This is a genomic window from Limimaricola variabilis, from assembly GCF_014195545.1.
GTDB classification, from domain to species: domain Bacteria; phylum Pseudomonadota; class Alphaproteobacteria; order Rhodobacterales; family Rhodobacteraceae; genus Limimaricola; species Limimaricola variabilis.
In genome coordinates, this window is the sequence record NZ_JACIBX010000001.1 from 56,056 (window position 1) to 72,238 (window position 16,183).

Genomic DNA, 16,183 nt, shown 5'->3' on the forward strand with positions numbered 1-16,183 from the left:
ACATGTCCACTCGAGCGCCGGCCGAGGCGCGCTTCGCGGGGCCAAGACAGGCTCTTGTCCGTTTCTGGCGCTGGGAGGCGAGCGGCATTCTCGTGGCCCTCGTCGTGCTGGTCGCGGCGCTGTCGCTGGCGACCGACAACTTCCTGTCGACCTACAACATGTCGGTGGTGGCGCGACAGGCAGCCTTCGTCGGTCTCGTGGCGCTGGGACAGACGCTGGTGCTGCTGGTGGGGGGCATCGACCTCTCGGTCGGCGCGGCAGCTGGGCTGTCGGCCATCGTCGGCTCGATCGCGCTGACGCAATGGGGCATCCACCCATGGCTGATCATTCCGTTCACCATGGGCTTCGGCTTCCTGCTTGGTTCGGTGAACGGGGTCTTCGTGGCCGGTCTCAGGCTCAATCCCTTCATCGTAACATTGGCGACCTGGGAGATCTTTGCCGGTCTCACACTGGTGATCACCAAGGGCTACCCGATCCGCCCGCTCGGGCCGGGCTTCACCTGGTTCGGCCAGGGCGAGGTCTTCGGCGTGCCGCTGCCGGTCGTGATCTTCCTGGCGATCTCGGCCCTGCTGGTGTGGATGCTGAGCCAGACACGGTTCGGCCGCAACATCTTCGCGGTGGGTGGCAACCGCGATGCCGCACTGCTCGCCGGTATCCGGGTGCGCCGGGTCGAGTTCCTCGCTTTCGGCCTCGCCGGCACCCTGTCAGCGCTGGCGGGCATCCTGTTCGCCAGCCGGATGGATGCAGGCCAGCCCTCGGTCGGTGAGGGATGGCTCATGGGGGCGATCACCGCCGCCATTCTGGGCGGCACTTCGCTGCGCGGCGGTCAGGGCTCGATCGTGGGCACCGTCCTCGGCGCGCTGCTCCTGGCGGTGCTAGCCAACGGCACCGTATTGATGAACGTGTCGGGGTTCTGGCAGCGTGTCATCGTCGGCTGCGTGGTGCTGGTCGCGGTGCTGGTCGACCTGCTGCGGCGGCGCGACTGACGCTTGCTTGCGAATGGAATGCCGCCAGCGCCAGAACTGCGCTGGCGGCAAGTAGAGGGGCGAACGCTTGGCTGGGAACGACACGACGGAGGACCTGCGCACCCGTGTCGCGTGGCTCTACTACGCCGAAGGCATGACGCAGGATGAGGTGGCCCAGGCGGTCGGGCTGACGCGGGCGCGGGTGCTGCGGATCCTCGCCAATGCGCGGGCCGACGGGACGGTGCAGATCCGGGTGACCACCAAGCTGTCGCATTGTGTCGAGCTGGAGCGGCGGCTGGAGGAGAAGTGGGGGCTCGAGCGGGCCGTCGTGATCCCCGATCCGCAGGATCAGTCGCAGATTCCCAAACTGATCGGCCAGGAGCTCGGGGCGATGCTGTCACGGGAAGTGCGCCCGGACAGTTCGATCGGCCTCGGCTGGGGACAGACGCTCACCAATGGTGTGCCCTCGATCGAGCCGCGCGAGGCGAGCGGGATCAAGATCATCTCGCTACTGGGCGGGCTGACCCGGGTCGAGAAGGTGAACCCATCCGAATTCGCCTGGCGCGTGGCCGACCGGCTTGCGGCCGAGTGCTACCTGATGGCCGCCCCGGTCTACGCGCCGACCCCTGAAATCCGCGATGCACTGCTCGACCACTCCGGCATCGCCGAAATATTCGAGCGCGCCCGCAGGCTCGACCTGGCGATCCTGTCGCTGGGGGACCTCACGCCGCATTCGATCTTCGTACAGTATGGATTGCTGACCACCGAGGAGATCGCCTCTCTCGAACAGGCCGGCGCCGTGGGCGACGTACTGTGTCACTTCGTCGACGCGGAGGGCGAAGTGGTCGACCACCCGGTGAACCGACGCGTGCTCGCGGTTGATCCGCGCGAGCTTCGCTCCGCGAGGCGGATGGTCCTGGCGTCCGGCGGGTGGCAGAAATTCACCATCATCCGGGCCGCGCTACGCATGCTGTCGCCGGCCGTGTTGATCACGGACGAGACGGTCGCTGCGCGGCTTTGCGCGAGTTAAGGGTGCAATTCGGCACCGGTGATGGTCGCCATCTGCAGGTCGTCCGGTAGAGATCGCAACGACGTCAACCACCGCTTGGTCCATTGGATCAGGTCCCGATGCAAAGGGTCGAATTGTGGCAGCGCAGCCGAGTTCGGGAGCACTCCGAGGCAGGAAGGGTGGGCCCTCTGCACTTCCCGCGCATCGCAACCGTCTCCGGCCATGTGCTCAAGATCGACGGCCGGCTACCTACTCGGGCTGCGCGAGCAGCGCGGTGAAACCCGACACGCCGGTCGCGCTTTCCATGCCACTCACCTGGTCGGACAGCTGTTGCGCCACCCTCGCTCCAAGCAAGGCTTCGGACTTCTCCCGCAGCCGGTCGGCGATGCCGTCGATATCGCCCGAGTCGAGAATGTCGTGGGACGCCTCGTGCACCTCGCCCGCCGCGCGCAGCCGGACGCGGGAGGCCGTGTCGCTTAGCCCCTCGTCGGTGACGACGCGGACCTTGTCCCGGAGCGCGATCAGGTCGGGCCGGGCGCAGGTCGCGTCGCTGTAGCTGTCGAGCGCCGCGGTATCGATCCCCAGGAGCTGCATCGCCGCCGTGACCCGGTAGCTGAACTTGGCGCCGAGCCCGGTCTCGGGGGCGGGCTGGTTGCAGACCGCGAGCCAGCGGGGATGGGTGGTGATCTCGATCTCCTCGACCTGGGCCGGATCAATGGGGCCCAAGCCGCGCAGCGCCTCCAGCATGGCGTGGAGGCCGTGACAGCAGGCGTGGAACTTGTAGGAAATCCCCTTGAAAACCCAGCGCTCGCCGAGGCCTGCCCAGGCAGCCTCCTGCATGGCCGCCGCGTGGGTCGGGCCGAAGCCCTGCGATCCCTCGATCGCCATCTCGGAGGAATGCGCACCTGCACCGGCCAGCAGAGCGCAGGTCACGCCCGCCTCGGCGGCGAGGCCCGCGTTGAGCGGCTTGCCCATGGTGCCGAACTGGCTCTTGAGGCCGGAGGCCCGCGTCGCGGTCAGGCCCAGCGCATGGGTCATGGCGTCGGCGTCGAGGCCGAGGAGCCGCCCGGCCGCGACGCAGGCGCCGAAGGCGCCCGAGGTGCCGGTCTGGTGGAACCCCGCCTCGTAATGCGACCGTCCCAGCCAATCGCCGATGCGGCAGGCCGTCTCCAGCCCGACCGCGAGCGCGTCGAGAAAGACGGCACCGTCGATATCCCGCGCCTCCGCCACGGCGAGGGCGGCCGGGATGACCGCGACGCTGGGATGACCGATATGGCCGAAATGCGTGTCGTCGTAATCGAGCGCATGGCTGATCGCGCCATTGGCCAGCGCCGCCGCGCGCGGCGCGGCGCGACCGCCGCCGATGAGGGTCGCGCCGTCGCCCCCCTCTGTCAGCGCCACGGTGCGCGCGGCGCGCGAAACCGGCTCGTCACGCCCGGCGATGCCGACCGTGGCCCAGTCGAGCAGCGACATCCGCACGTAGCGGGCCATCTCGGCGTCGGGGGCGACCGGCTCGGTGGCGAATTCGGCGATGCGACGGGCGATGCTCATGCTTGCTCCATGGCCTGGAGGATGGCGCGGGCGCGGATGCGGACCGGCTCGTCGACCATGGCGCCGTCGACGGCGACCGCGCCATCGCCAGAGGCCAGGACGCGGCGGGCCCAGTCGATCTCGGCCTCCGAGGGCAGGAAGGCCGCGCGCACCGGGGCGATCTGGCGCGGGTGGATGCAGAGCTTGCCGGTCATGCCCAAATCACGGGCATGGCGGGCATCGGCGCGGGTGATCTCGGGGTCCGACAAATCGGCGGTCACGCCGTCGATCGGCGCGGCGATCCCGGCGAGGCGCGAGGCCAGCACCAGCTCGGCCCGGGCGGGCAGCAGCACCTCACGCAGATGCGCGCAGCCCAGATCGGCGCAATAGTCGATCGAGCCGAAGACGAGCCGCGCGACGCCTTCGGTTGCGGCGATGGCGCGGGCATTGGCCAGCCCGCGCGCGCTCTCGATCAGCGCCAAGAGCGGCATGCCGCCCAGCTTCGAGGCAAGCGCCGCGATCATGTCCGGCTCTTCGGATTTCGGCAGCAGGATTGTAGCCAGGGGCAGGGCGCGCGCCGCCGCAATGTCGTCCTCGTGCCAATCGGTGCCCATGGCGTTGACCCGCAGGATCACCGGCAAATCGGTGAAGCCGGACTCGACCATGCCGCGCGCCGTGGCCTTATCGTCCTGGGCCACCGCATCCTCCAGATCGAGGATCACCGCGTCGGCGCCGGAGGCCGCGGCCTTGGCAAAGCGCTCGGGGCGGTTGGCCGGCACGAAGAGCGGGGCTCGTATCATCGACAGATCTACCATTCGGCGCGCGCCTCCATCGCGACCGGGCCGCCCGCGCGGGCGGTCCATAGTTCGAGCGCCGCGCCGTCATCCTTGGCGTTCAGCGCGAAATCATCGGTATCGAAAAGCGGCGACAGGCTGCGGAAGGAGAACCGCGCCGGGGGCGCACCGCGCAGCTCCGCCGCCAGATGCACCAGCATCGTCGCCTGCATCGGCCCGTGCACGATCAGCCCGGGATAGGCTTCGACCTCGCGGGCATAGGGCGCGTCGTAATGGATGCGGTGGCCGTTGAAGGTCAGCGCCGAATACCGAAACAGCAGGGTCGGGCTGGCCGCCACCACGCGGCGTATCGTGCCTTCGGCGGCGGCGGGCGCGGGCGGCGGGGCCGCCGTGCTGTCGGAGCGATAGACGATGTCGTGGCGTTCGGTCACGGCAGGCCGGCCACCGCTTTCGATATGATGCATCACGGTGACGAAGCAAAGCGGGCCGGTGCGGCCGTGCTTGAGGCGGACATCCTCGATCACCGAGCGCCGGCGCACGACCTCGCCGATCCGGATCGGTTCGTGAAACTCGAGCGCGCCACCGGCCCACATCCGGCGGGGCAGGGGCACCGGCGGCAGGAACCCGCCCCGCGCCGGATGACCGTCCGGGCCGAGCGCTGCGGTGGGCGCGGCGGGCTGGCACAGGCAGAGATGGATCATCGGCGCGGCCTCAGCCCCATCGTCGAGCGAACCGGCGCGGTCGAAGGTAGCGTCGAAGCGCTGCGCCAGTGCCGGGGTCAGAAGCTCTTCCTGCCGCTCCTCGCGGCCGATCCAGCCGCGCAGCTGCGCGATGTCGATCTCGGTGCTCATGCAGGTTCTCCAAGTGCCGGCGACCTCATCAGAATGACCTCGGCAGGCCGAGCACGTGCTCGGCGACATAGGACAGGATCAGGTTGGTGGAGATCGGCGCCACCTGGTAGAGCCGGGTCTCGCGGAACTTGCGCTCCACGTCGTATTCGGCGGCGAAGCCATAGCCGCCATGGAATTGCAGGCAGGCATTGGCGGCCTCCCAGGACGCCTTGGCGGCGAGGTATTTGGCCATGTTGGCCTCGGCCCCGCAGGGTTCGCCTGCATCGAACAGCCGACAGGCCTTTTCGCGCATCAGGTTGGCGGCCTCGATCTCGATATAGGCCTCGGCGATGGGAAACTGCACGCCCTGGTTCTGGCCGATCGGCCGGCCGAACACCTCGCGGCCAGAGACATAGTCCACCACCCGGTCGGTGAACCAGTAGCCGTCGCCGATGCATTCGGCGGCGATCAGCGTGCGCTCGGCGTTGAGCCCAGTGAGGATGTATTTGAAGCCCATCCCCTCCTCGCCGATCAGGTTCTCCTCGGGGATCTCGAGCTCGTCGAAGAAGATCTCGTTGGTCTCGTGGTTGACCATGTTGAGGATCGGCTTGACGGTCATGCCGGTCTTCATCGCCTGCGCGATGTCGACGAGGAAGATCGACAGGCCCTCGGATTTCTTCTTCACCTCCGACAGCGGCGTGGTGCGCGCCAGCAGGATCATCAGGTCGGAATGCTGGACGCGGCTGATCCAGACCTTCTGACCATTGACCACGTAGCGGTCGCCGCGCTTCACGGCGGTGGTCTTGATCTTGGTGGTGTCGGTGCCGGTGGTGGGCTCCGTCACGCCCATCGACTGCAGGCGCAGCTCGCCGCTGGCGATCTTGGGCAGGTACTTCTGTCGCTGTTCTTCGGAGCCGTGCCGGACCAGCGTGTTCATGTTGTACATCTGGCCGTGGCAGGCGCCGGAGTTGCCGCCCGCGCGGTTGATCTCCTCCATGATCACGCTGGCTTCCATCAGCCCGAGGCCCGAGCCGCCATAGGCTTCGGGAATGAGCGCCGCCATCCATCCGGCCCGGGTCAGCGCCTCGACGAACTCTTCGGGGTAGCCGCGTTCCTGGTCGATCCGGCGGTGATACTCGGCCGGAAACTCCGCGCAGAGCGCGCGCACCGCCTCGCGGATGTCCTGATATTCATCGGTCCTGTTGCGATACATTCTATCCTCCGGGGAGCGTGCTCTCGCCCTGTCTGCGCCTCGACGGTCGCGATGGCCAATACGCAAGCGGCCTGAGCGTCATAGGCAGGGGCGATGGTGTGGTGGGTCAGTCGAACTCGATCACCTGCCGGATGGCGGTGCCGTCGGCGAGCTGGTCCATGGCGAGGTTGACCTGATCGAGACGCAGCCGATGCGTCAGCATCCGCTCGACCGGCAGCTTGCCCGCCGCGTGCAGCGACAGCATCCGCGGCAGGTCGCGCTGCGGCACGCAGGAGCCGATATAGCTGCCCTTGAGCTGGCGCTCCTCCGCCACCAGCTTGAGCGGGCTGAGCGCCATGCGCTCGCTGGGATGCGGCAGCCCGGCGGTGACGGTGGTGCCGCCGCGCGCGGTCACATCGAAGGCGGTCTCGAGCGCGCGGGCCGAGCCCGCCATTTCCAGCGCCACGTCGACGCCGCCCGCCGTCAGCTCGCGCACAGCCTCGACGGTGTCGGCATCGGCCCTGACGCAATCGGTGGCGCCCATGGCGCGCGCGGCGTCGAGCTTGCTCTCGAACGGGTCGATCGCGACGATCCGGCCCGCCCCGGCCGCCGCAGCGCCCAGGATCGCCGAGAGGCCGACACCACCGAGGCCCACCACCGCCACCGTGCTGCCCGGCGCCACCCGCGCGGTGTTGAAGGCCGCGCCCGCGCCGGTGAGCATGGCGCAGGAGAACAGCGCCGAGAGATGCGGCGCGATCTCGTGCTCGACCTTGATCAGCGACGGCCGGGCCAGCACCGCATGGGTCGCGAAGGCCGAGACGCCGACATGGTGGTGCACCGGGGTGCCATCCATCGACAGCCGCCGCTGGCCGGTCATCAGCGCACCGACCCCGTGATGCTCGGCCGCCGTCACGCAAAGCGCCGGGCGCCCCTCGGCGCAGGGCCGGCAGCGGCCGCAGCCGGGGGCGAAGATGCACAGCACGTGATCGCCCGGCGCCAGATCCTCGACGCCCGGCCCGGCCTCCTCGACGAAACCCGACGCCTCGTGACCCAGAACCATGGGCAGGGGCCGGGGGCGGGTGCCGTTGATCACTGACAGGTCGGAATGGCAGATCCCGGCAGCGGCCATGCGGATCAGCACCTCGCCCGGCCCCGGCGGGGCGAGATCCAGCTCGCGGACCGTCAGTGCCTGATTGGCCTCGAACCCGCTTTCGATGCCGCCTTCGGTCAATACCGCGCCGGTGATCTTCATGGCCCGCGTCCTCCCCTTCGCATACTGCCCCCATGCTAGCCGAGCCGCGCGGGATCGAAAGCCGCATGACCGAGCAATAGGCTGAGCCTATGCCCGAAATCGTACCTTGATATGGGGCGGGGGGCGGCAACCCCCGTAATGTTCCGGAACAGCCGGTCCGGGGAGTGGGCCGACGGCACGCCAGCGCATCGATCGCCGGAGCGTGCAGCGAGGGGAGGACGGGCCGTGCCGGGAGGGCACGCGCTCGCGGAACGGGCGGCGCCGGGGAGGCGCCCAGCCCGGTTCCGGCAACAACTGGAGGACCAAGCCGATGAAGACATTGTTCGTGACGACCGCGCTTTGCGCCGCGCTGCCGATGGCGGCGCTGGCCGCCGAAAAGCCCGAGACGCTGAAGATCGGGATGACCACCTTCCTGACCGGCCCGGCCTCGGTGTTCGGGGTGCCGGCGCAGGAGGCCGCGAAGATCATCGTCGAGAACATCAACGCCGAGGGCGGCATCAACGGCGTGCCGCTCGAGGTCAGCTTTATCGACGAGGGCGCCGGCGCCGAGGCGCTGACCTCGGAATACCGCCGGCTGGTGGAGAGCGAGGGCGTCGAGGTGATGTTCGCTTCGATCTCCTCGGGCAACTGCCAGACGCTGGCGCCGCTGGCCGAGGACCTGCAGGTGCCGAACTTCATGTGGGACTGCGGCACCCAGAAGATCTTCGAGGAGCAGGATTACGAATACGTCTTCCGCACCCAGGCCAACGCCACGCCCGAGATGCTGGCCGCCGTGATCTACCTTCTGAAGACCAAGCCCGACTTCAAGACCATCGCCGTGGTCAACCAGGACTACGCCTGGGGCCGCGACAGCTGGAACATCTTCTCGACCGCGCTCAAGGCGATGAAGCCCGATGTCGAGGTGGTGGGCGAGTTCTTCCCGAAGTTCGGCGCGCCCGATTTCTCGACCGAGATCTCGCGGCTGCAGGCGCTGCGCCCGGACGTGATCCTGAGCACCTCCTGGGGCGGCGATCTCGACACCTTCGTGCAGCAGGCTTCGCAGCGCGGGCTGACCAACAGTTCGACCTTCGTGCTGCCGCTGGCTGAATCCTCCTTCGAGCGGCTGGGCGCGAGCCTGCCCGCGGGCCATATCGTGGGCGCGCGCGGCGACCATTACTTCCTGCATCCCGAGCGCCGCGAGGACGCCGACTTCAAGGCCTTCATGGAGGAGTATGAATCCCGCACCGGCCAGGTCTCGGTCTATCCGGTCTTCCACACCAGCCAAGCCTTCGCGGCGCTGCAGGCCGCCTACAGCAAGGCGATCGAGGAGAACGGCGTCGACTGGCCCAGCGAGGAGCAGCTGCTCGCCGCGATGGAGGGGCTCGAGTTCCAGGGTCTCGGCCGTCCGGTGAAGATCCGCGAGGATCACCAGGGCGTCGAGGACCAGATGATGGGGACCACCGTGCAGAATGGCGACTACCCCTTCGCCACGATGAAAAACATCATGATCTTCGACGGCGACGACATCACCACCCCGGTGGGCGAGGAGTCGATCGAATGGGTCAGCGGGCTCGATGCGAGCTTCATCGACACGGTCGCTGTCGACAGCTTCGAGAACTGAGCCTGCCGCGGCGGGCCATGCGCCCGCCGCATTCCTTCGCCAGCCATAGCGGGAGCCGCCATGAACCTGACGATCTTTCTCCTCGCCCTGTTCGACGGGATCGCCTACGCGGCGCTCGTCTTCATCGTGGCGCTGGGCCTCACGCTGATCTTCGGCGTGATGCGCATTCTCAACGTCGCCCATGGTTCGCTTTACGCGATCGGCGCCTATGCCACCGTGGCGCTCACCGGCTTCTTCCTGTCGCTGGGCCTCGCGCCCGCGCTGTCCTTTCCGCTGATGCTGGTTGCGGCGATCCTCGTCGGCATCCTCCTCGGCGGCCCGATCGAATGGCTGCTGCTGCGCCGGATCTATGACAAGCCCGAGGTGCTGCAGCTCCTGGTCACCTTCGCGGTGTTCATGATCCTCGAAGACGTGCAGCGCCTGGTCTGGGGCACGCAGCCCTATTTCGAGGCGCGGGCCCTGCAGGCGCTGGGCAACGTCACCGTCTTCGGCGTCACCTATACCGTCTATCAGCTGATCCTGCTGCCGGCGGTGGCGCTGGTGCTGCTGCTCGGCCTGCGCTTCTTCCTGCGGCGCACCATCCTCGGCAAGCTGATCACCGCGACCACCGAGGACCGCGAGGCGGCGCAGTCGATCGGCATCGACGCCGACAAGGTGTTCCTGCTCACCTTCATCGTCGGCGCGGCGCTGGGGGGCTTGGGCGGCGCGCTGGCCTCGCCGACCACGTCGATCCTGCCGGGCATGGGCGCCGACATGATCGTGCTGTCCTTCGCGGTCGTCGCCACCGCCGGCCTGGGCCAGATCGAGGGCGCGGCGCTGACCGCGCTGATGATCGGGCTGGGACGGTCCTTCGCCGTCTATGTCTGGCCCGAGGTGGCGGTGCTGGTGCCGTATCTCATCATGGTTCTGGTGCTGCTGGTTCGCCCCGAGGGGCTGTTCGGCAGCCCAGCCGCCCGCAAGATCTGAGGAGGCCGCGATGTCGATCCATTCCGATGCCGGGGCGATGTCCCGAAGCCCCGCCGAGAAGGAGACGCGCATGACCGCCGGGACATGGCTGGCGATCGCCGGGCTGGTGCTGCTCGCCGCGGTTCCGATCTTCGCGCCGAGCCTGCAGCTGCTGGTCAACCTCGCGCTGGCCAAGGGGCTCGCCGTGCTCGGCGTGACGGTGCTGCTGCGCGCGGGGCAGGTCTCCTTCGGCCACGCGCTCTACTTTGCCGTCGCCGCCTATGCCGGGGCCTTTCTGCTGGCCGCGTGGCCGGGCGCCGACCTTCTCGTGGTGCTGCTCGCCGGCGCGCTGGGCGCCGCCGTCTCCGGCCTGCTGGTCGGGCTCTTCGTGGTCCGCTACCGCGGCATCTTCTTCGGGATGCTCAACCTCGCCTTCTCGATGATCTTCTGGTCGATCCTCGAGAAGTTCTACCACGTCACCGGCGGCGCCGACGGCATCCGCCTGCCGCGCCCCTCCGTGCTGGGCATGGAGATGGGGCGGCATGATTTCGAATTGGTGCTGTTCTGGCTGACGCTGGCCCTGGTCGGCGGGCTGGGTTGGTTCACGCTGCGCTGGCTCGCCTCGCCGGTGGGGCAGCTGTTCCGCACCGTGAAGACCAACGAGACCCGGCTTGAATACCTGGGCGTCTCGCCGCGCCGGGCGCTGCTCTCGGGCTACCTGCTCTCGGCGGTGCTCTGCGGGGTGGGCGGCGCGATCATGGGCGTGGCGCAGGGCGTGGTGACGCCGGAATACGCCTGGTGGATCCGCTCGGGCGAAATGGTGTTCATCGCCGTTCTCGGCGGCGCGGGCTCGGTGCCGGGCGCGTTCATCGGCGCGCTGATCTACGAATTCGTGCGGGTCTTCGCCTCGGCCTTCGCCGGCGATGTCTGGCAGATGCTGCTGGGTGGGTTCCTGCTGGTCATCATCCTGTTCGCGCCGGGCGGCGTGGTGGGGCTGTTCGAACGCGTCACCCGCCGCGGGGCCGCCAAAGGGGAGGAGGCCGCATGAGCGCGCCGCTGCTGGAAACCCGCAACCTGATGATCCGCTTCGGCGGCGTCATCGCCGCCAACGACGTCTCGCTCAAAATCGAGGCCGGGCGCAACCTCGCCATCATCGGCCCCAACGGGGCGGGCAAGACCACCTTCCTCAACATCTGCACCGGCTGGATCAAGCCCAAGAGCGGGCAGGTGCTGTTCGAGGGCGAGGACATCACCCCGCTGCCGCCGCGCAAGATCGTGCGCCGCGGCGTCGCCCGGGCCTTCCAGATCCCGCAGCTGTTCACCGAGCACACCGCGCTCGAGAACCTGCTGATCTCGGCCGCCGCCCGCGAGGGGATGCGCCACCCGCTGCGCGACCTGTCGCGGGTGCCCGAGCGCGAGGAGATGATGCACTTGCTCGAGATGGTGAACTGCGCCGACGTCGCGCATCGCACCGTCGACGAGCTGTCCGAGGGCCAGCGCAAGCTGATCGACATCGCGGTGGCGCTGGCGCTCAGGCCGCGGCTGCTGCTGATGGACGAGCCGACCTCGGGCGTGGCCTCGTCGCAGAAGCACAAGATCATGGAGATCCTGATCCGGGCGCTGGCCGAGGCGCGCGTCACTTCGGTCTTCGTCGAGCACGACATGGGCATCGTCGGCGACTATGCCGACGAGGTGGCGGTCTGGAACGCCGGCAACGTGCAGCTGCGCGGCACGCCGACGGAAATACTGGAGCATCCGGACGTGATCCGGGACGTGATCGGGGAGGTGGCGTGATGCTGGAACTTCGGGACGTGAACGCCTCGATCGGGATCATCCCCATCTTGCGAAACCTCGACTTCTTCATCGGCGCCGGCGAGACCGTGGCGCTGATCGGGCGCAATGGCGCGGGCAAGACGACGCTGCTGCGCACCATCATGGGTTTCACCAAGATCACCGGCGAGATCCGCTTCGACGGCCGCCCGATCGGGGCGATGCCGCCGCCGGCGCGGCCCGGCCTCGGCATCGGCTACGCCCCCGAGGACCGGCGGCTGTTCTCGGCCTTCACGGTCGAGGAGAACATCCTGCTGCCGGCCCAGGCGGCGCGGCTCTCGGCCGAGGAGACCAAGCGAAGGCTGGATCGCGCCTACAGGATCCTGCCTGAGCTGCGCGAGATGGCGGGGCGTCCCGCCGGCAACGTCTCGGGCGGGCAGGGCAAGATGGTGGCGCTGGCCCGCGCGCTGATGCTGGGCACCAAGCTGGTCATGCTCGACGAGCCGTTCCAGGGCCTCGCCCCGGCGCTGGCGCAACGCTACGCCGAGGCGCTCCGGGCGCTGCGCGACGCCGACCGCTCGGTGACTCTGATCATCACGGAATCGAACCCGGCGCTGCTGCGCGGCTTCGCCGACCGCACGCTCGTGATCGAGCGCGGCGAGGTGGCCGAGGGCGCGCTGGAGCCCGAGACGACCCCGGCGTGACGGGGTCGAAGAGCAACAGGGAGGATGGGAATGAGACTTGAGGGCAAGACGGCGCTGGTGACGGGCGCCGCATCGGGCTTCGGCCGGGGCATCGCCGAGGCCTATATCCGCGAGGGCGCGCGGGTCGCCATCGTCGATTTGAACGAAGAGGGGGCGCGGCGCGTGGCGGAGGAGCTTGGCGACAACGCCATCGCCCTGCGCTGCGACGTCAGCCGCGCCGAGGATGTCGAGGCGGCGGTGGCCGCCACCATGGAGGCCTTCGGCAGGCTCGACATCGTCGTCAACAACGCCGGCTGGACCAACCCGAACCGGCCCCTGATGGAGACCGACGAGGCGACCTTCCGCAAGATCTACGACATCAATGTCGTTTCGATCTTTCACATGACCAAGACCTGCGTGCCGCTCTGGCGCGAGCAGGGCGGTGGGGTGATGCTCAACGTGGGCTCGACGGCGGGCATCCGGCCGCGTCCCGGCCTCACCTGGTACAACTCGTCCAAGGGCGCGGTGAACCTGATGACCAAGTCGCTCGCGGTGGAGCTGGCGCCGGACCGGATCCGCGTCTGCGGCATCGCGCCGGTGATGGGGGTCACGGGGCTTCTGGAGCAGTTCATGGGCGTGCCCGACACGCCGGAAAACCGCGCGAAATTCATCGCCACCATCCCGCTGGGCCGGCTGTCGGAGCCCCGCGACATCGCCAATGCCGCGCTCTATCTCGGCTCGGACGAGGCCGAGTTCATCACCGGGGTGATCCTCGAGGTGGATGGCGGCCGCACCGTCTGAGCCGACTGGACCTTCGGTAGACACGGGCCGCGGGATGATCCCGCGGCCCGTGTCATGTCAGGCGAGGATCGGCACGTCGCGGCGCCAGCGGGCGGGGCCGCTGAGGTGCACCGAGCGGCCCTGCGTGTCGACCGCGACCGTCACCGGCATGTCCTCCACCTCGATCTCGTAGATCGCCTCCATGCCGAGATCCTCGAAGGCCACCGGCCGGGCCGACCGGATCGCCTTCGACACCAGATAGGCCGCGCCGCCCACCGCGATCAGGTAGGCCGCGCCGTGCTCGCGGATCGCCTCGATCGCTTGCGGGCCGCGCTCGGCCTTGCCGATCATCAGCTTGAGCCCGCTGGCGGCCAGAAGCTTCGGCGTGAACTTGTCCATCCGGGTCGAGGTGGTCGGTCCGGCCGGTCCGATCACCTCCGATCCCACCGCGTCCACCGGCCCGACATAGTAGATCGCGCGTCCCTTCAGATCGACCGGAAGATCCTCACCCCGGTCGATCATCTCGACCATCCGCCGATGCGCCGCGTCGCGCCCGGTATAGAGCCGCCCCGACAAAAGCAGGGTCTCGCCGGGCTCCAGCCCGTCCAGTGTCGCCTGATCGAGCGTGTCGAGATCGACCCGACGGCCGCCGGCCTCGCCCAGCCCCAGATCCGGCCAGAGCGACAGGTCGGGGGGCGTGAAGACCGGCGCCTCGCCCGACAGGGTGAAGTGCAGGTGCCGGGTGGCGGCGCAGTTCGGAATGAGCGCCACCGGCAGCGAGGCGGCATGGGTCGGGAAGCTCGCCACCTTGACGTCGAGCACGGTGGTCTGGCCGCCGAGGCCCTGCGCGCCGATGCCCAGCGCATTGATCCGCTCGTAAAGCTCCAGCCGCAGCTTCTCCTCGGCGGTCTCGGCCCCCCGCGCGCGCAGCTGCGCCATGTCGAGCGGCTCGTTCAGCACCTTCTTGGCCATCGCCATCGCCTTGTCGACGCTGCCGCCGACGCCCAGTCCGATGACCCCGGGCGGGCACCAGCCGGCGCCGAGCTTCGACACCGTCTCGACCACCCAGTCGGCGACCGAATCCGAGGGGTTCAGCACCGCGAACTTGGTCTTGTTCTCCGAGCCGCCGCCCTTGGCCGAAACGGTGACCGACACCGCGTCGCCGGCCACCAGCTCGGTCTGGATCATCGCCGGTGTGTTGTCGCGGGTGTTGCGGCGCGCGCCGAGCGGATCGGCCACGATCGAGGCGCGCAGCGGGTTGGCCTCGAAGGCGTAGGCGCGGCGCGCCGCCTCGTCGACCATCTCCTGCAGCGAGCGGGTCCAGTCGGTGCGCGCCTGCACGCCGACCTCGATGAAGACGTTGACGCTGCCGGTGTCCTGACAGATCGGCCGCTTGCCGATCGCGGCCATGCGCGAATTGACGAGGATCTGCCGCATCGCATGGCGCGCGCTTTCGCTCTCCTCGCTCTCGTATGCGGCAGAGAGCGCGGTGATGAAGTCGGCCGGATGATAATGCGAGATGAACTGCAGCGCCTCGGCGATGCCGTCGACCAGATGCGCTTCGGTGACGACACGGCTCATGCGGCGGTTCCTCGGACGGGGCGGAGCGTGCTCATGCGGGCCTCCTTGGCGGGTGGGGGCGCGACGGACGCGCCATGATCTGGGCCGCTATATACCCCCGGCGCGGCCCCTCCGGCCATTCGATTCAGCGATGGCCCCCAGAGCGCCGGGCTATTCCCGCAACCGGTTTTCCATTTCTCTTCGCCCTGCGGCCTCTTCTCATCCGGCGGCCTTCTGTTCACACTGGCCTCGGGAGGACCGTCATGAACCTGCGCCAACTCAAGTACTTCGTCGCGATCGCCGCCGAAGGATCGCTGTCCTCGGCCTCGCAGAAGCTCAACGTGGCGCAGCCATCGCTGTCGCAGCAGATCCGCAAGCTCGAGGAAGACCTCGGCGTCGAGCTGTTCCTGCGCTCCTCGCGCGGGGTGGCGGTGACCGAGGCGGGGCAGCTGCTGCTGCAGCGCGCCGGCCAGATCCTCGACTGGGTGGCCGAGACCGAGACCGATCTGAAGCAGATGGGGGCCGATCCGGTGGGCGAGGTGAGCTTCGGCCTCCCGTCCTCGATCTCGATGGTGCTCTCGGTGCCGCTGGCCGAGACGGTGCGTATGCAGCTGCCCAAGGTGAAGCTGCGGGCGGTCGAGGCCATGTCCGGCTTCATCCAGGACTGGCTGGTCGAGCAATCGGTCGACATGGGGATGCTCTACGACGTCTCGGCGGTGCGCCATCTCGCCTACAAGCCGCTGATGACCGAGGAGCTGTGCTTCTTCTCGGCGCCCGACGCCTGGCCATTCCGCAGCCGCGCCGGTCAGCCGGTGCGGCTCGCCGATCTGGCCGAGGTGGAGCTGGTGCTGCCCTCACGCTCGCACGGGCTTCGGGCACTGATCGACCGCGCCGCCCGCGCCAACAGGGTCGATCTGAACGTGGTGCTGGAGATGGATGCGCTCAGCCAGATCAAGGCGCTGGTGGCGCGCGGCAGCGGTTATACCATCCTCGCCCCGGCGGCCGCCTTCGACCGTGTGCAGCGCGGCGAGTTGCTGATGGCGCCGATCGTCGACCCGGCGATCAGCCGGTCGATCTACCTCGTGCGCAACCCGGCGCGGCCGCAGACCCGGGCCGCCCGTGCGATCGAGGAGGTCACCATGGAGGTGATCTCCGATCTCGTCCGCCGCGGCATCTGGCGGGCCGAGGAACTGCACACTCCATAGCTTCCGCCTATGGCCTCCATGCCACGCCGGTATTTCCGCGCCGGGTCCCGCCGCTGCTAGTCCTGTTC

The 16,183-nt window shown here is 68.8% G+C and carries 15 protein-coding genes; 9 read left to right on the plus strand and 6 right to left on the minus strand.

Features of this window, described 5'->3' with window-relative positions:
• The first annotated feature begins 2 nt into the window (after positions 1 to 2).
• Positions 3 to 986, plus strand: coding sequence for an ABC transporter permease (locus tag FHS00_RS00255; protein WP_246390853.1), 984 nt, complete (start codon positions 3 to 5; stop codon positions 984 to 986).
• Positions 987 to 1,053: 67 nt separating this feature from the next.
• Positions 1,054 to 1,995, plus strand: coding sequence for a sugar-binding transcriptional regulator (locus FHS00_RS00260; protein WP_246390856.1), 942 nt, complete (start codon positions 1,054 to 1,056; stop codon positions 1,993 to 1,995).
• A gap of 228 nt (positions 1,996 to 2,223) precedes the next feature.
• Here FHS00_RS00260 and FHS00_RS00265 read toward each other — a convergent pair whose 3' ends face one another.
• The 5 genes from FHS00_RS00265 to FHS00_RS00285 form a co-directional block, all read right to left on the minus strand.
• A complete protein-coding gene (locus FHS00_RS00265; protein ID WP_183468746.1) occupies positions 2,224 to 3,525 on the minus strand; it encodes an MmgE/PrpD family protein in 1,302 nt (433 codons plus the stop codon).
• Positions 3,522 to 4,304, minus strand: coding sequence for an HpcH/HpaI aldolase/citrate lyase family protein (locus FHS00_RS00270; RefSeq protein WP_246390859.1), 783 nt, complete (start codon positions 4,302 to 4,304; stop codon positions 3,522 to 3,524). Before FHS00_RS00270 ends, FHS00_RS00265 begins: the two co-directional genes overlap by 4 nt.
• Before the next feature lie 8 nt (positions 4,305 to 4,312).
• Positions 4,313 to 5,149, minus strand: a complete 837-nt coding sequence (locus FHS00_RS00275) for an HTD2 family dehydratase (RefSeq protein WP_183468748.1) — start codon at positions 5,147 to 5,149, stop codon at positions 4,313 to 4,315.
• Between the two features lie 28 nt (positions 5,150 to 5,177).
• A complete protein-coding gene (locus tag FHS00_RS00280; protein ID WP_183468749.1) occupies positions 5,178 to 6,341 on the minus strand; it encodes an acyl-CoA dehydrogenase family protein in 1,164 nt (387 codons plus the stop codon).
• A 106-nt stretch (positions 6,342 to 6,447) separates the two neighbouring features.
• Positions 6,448 to 7,572, minus strand: coding sequence for a zinc-binding dehydrogenase (locus FHS00_RS00285; RefSeq protein WP_183468750.1), 1,125 nt, complete (start codon positions 7,570 to 7,572; stop codon positions 6,448 to 6,450).
• Positions 7,573 to 7,882: 310 nt separating this feature from the next.
• On the opposite strand from FHS00_RS00285, the gene FHS00_RS00290 reads away from it, so the two are divergent.
• Genes FHS00_RS00290 through FHS00_RS00315 form a run of 6 tightly spaced genes read left to right on the plus strand, consistent with a single transcriptional unit; the run spans position 7,883 to position 13,371 of the window.
• A complete protein-coding gene (locus tag FHS00_RS00290; protein ID WP_183468752.1) occupies positions 7,883 to 9,172 on the plus strand; it encodes an ABC transporter substrate-binding protein in 1,290 nt (429 codons plus the stop codon).
• 60 nt (positions 9,173 to 9,232) lie between these two features.
• Positions 9,233 to 10,138, plus strand: a complete 906-nt coding sequence (locus FHS00_RS00295) for a branched-chain amino acid ABC transporter permease (RefSeq protein WP_183468754.1) — start codon at positions 9,233 to 9,235, stop codon at positions 10,136 to 10,138.
• A gap of 10 nt (positions 10,139 to 10,148) precedes the next feature.
• Positions 10,149 to 11,165, plus strand: coding sequence for a branched-chain amino acid ABC transporter permease (locus FHS00_RS00300; protein ID WP_246390863.1), 1,017 nt, complete (start codon positions 10,149 to 10,151; stop codon positions 11,163 to 11,165).
• A complete protein-coding gene (locus FHS00_RS00305; RefSeq protein ID WP_183468756.1) occupies positions 11,162 to 11,911 on the plus strand; it encodes an ABC transporter ATP-binding protein in 750 nt (249 codons plus the stop codon). The genes FHS00_RS00300 and FHS00_RS00305 overlap by 4 nt, the downstream gene beginning before the upstream one ends.
• The gene (locus FHS00_RS00310; protein ID WP_183468758.1) at positions 11,911 to 12,591 is read left to right on the plus strand and encodes an ABC transporter ATP-binding protein; all 681 of its coding nucleotides are present in this window, start codon (positions 11,911 to 11,913) and stop codon (positions 12,589 to 12,591) included. Before FHS00_RS00305 ends, FHS00_RS00310 begins: the two co-directional genes overlap by 1 nt.
• 30 nt (positions 12,592 to 12,621) lie before the next feature.
• Positions 12,622 to 13,371 (plus strand): SDR family oxidoreductase, encoded by a 750-nt coding sequence (locus FHS00_RS00315; RefSeq protein WP_183468760.1) that lies wholly within the window; start codon positions 12,622 to 12,624, stop codon positions 13,369 to 13,371.
• 57 nt (positions 13,372 to 13,428) lie between these two features.
• Here FHS00_RS00315 and FHS00_RS00320 read toward each other — a convergent pair whose 3' ends face one another.
• Positions 13,429 to 14,931, minus strand: coding sequence for a fumarate hydratase (locus FHS00_RS00320; RefSeq protein ID WP_183468762.1), 1,503 nt, complete (start codon positions 14,929 to 14,931; stop codon positions 13,429 to 13,431).
• A 242-nt stretch (positions 14,932 to 15,173) separates the two neighbouring features.
• On the opposite strand from FHS00_RS00320, the gene FHS00_RS00325 reads away from it, so the two are divergent.
• Positions 15,174 to 16,115: a LysR family transcriptional regulator gene (locus tag FHS00_RS00325; RefSeq protein WP_183468764.1), complete on the plus strand. Its 942-nt coding sequence runs from the start codon at positions 15,174 to 15,176 to the stop codon at positions 16,113 to 16,115.
• The last annotated feature ends 68 nt before the right edge of the window (positions 16,116 to 16,183 follow it).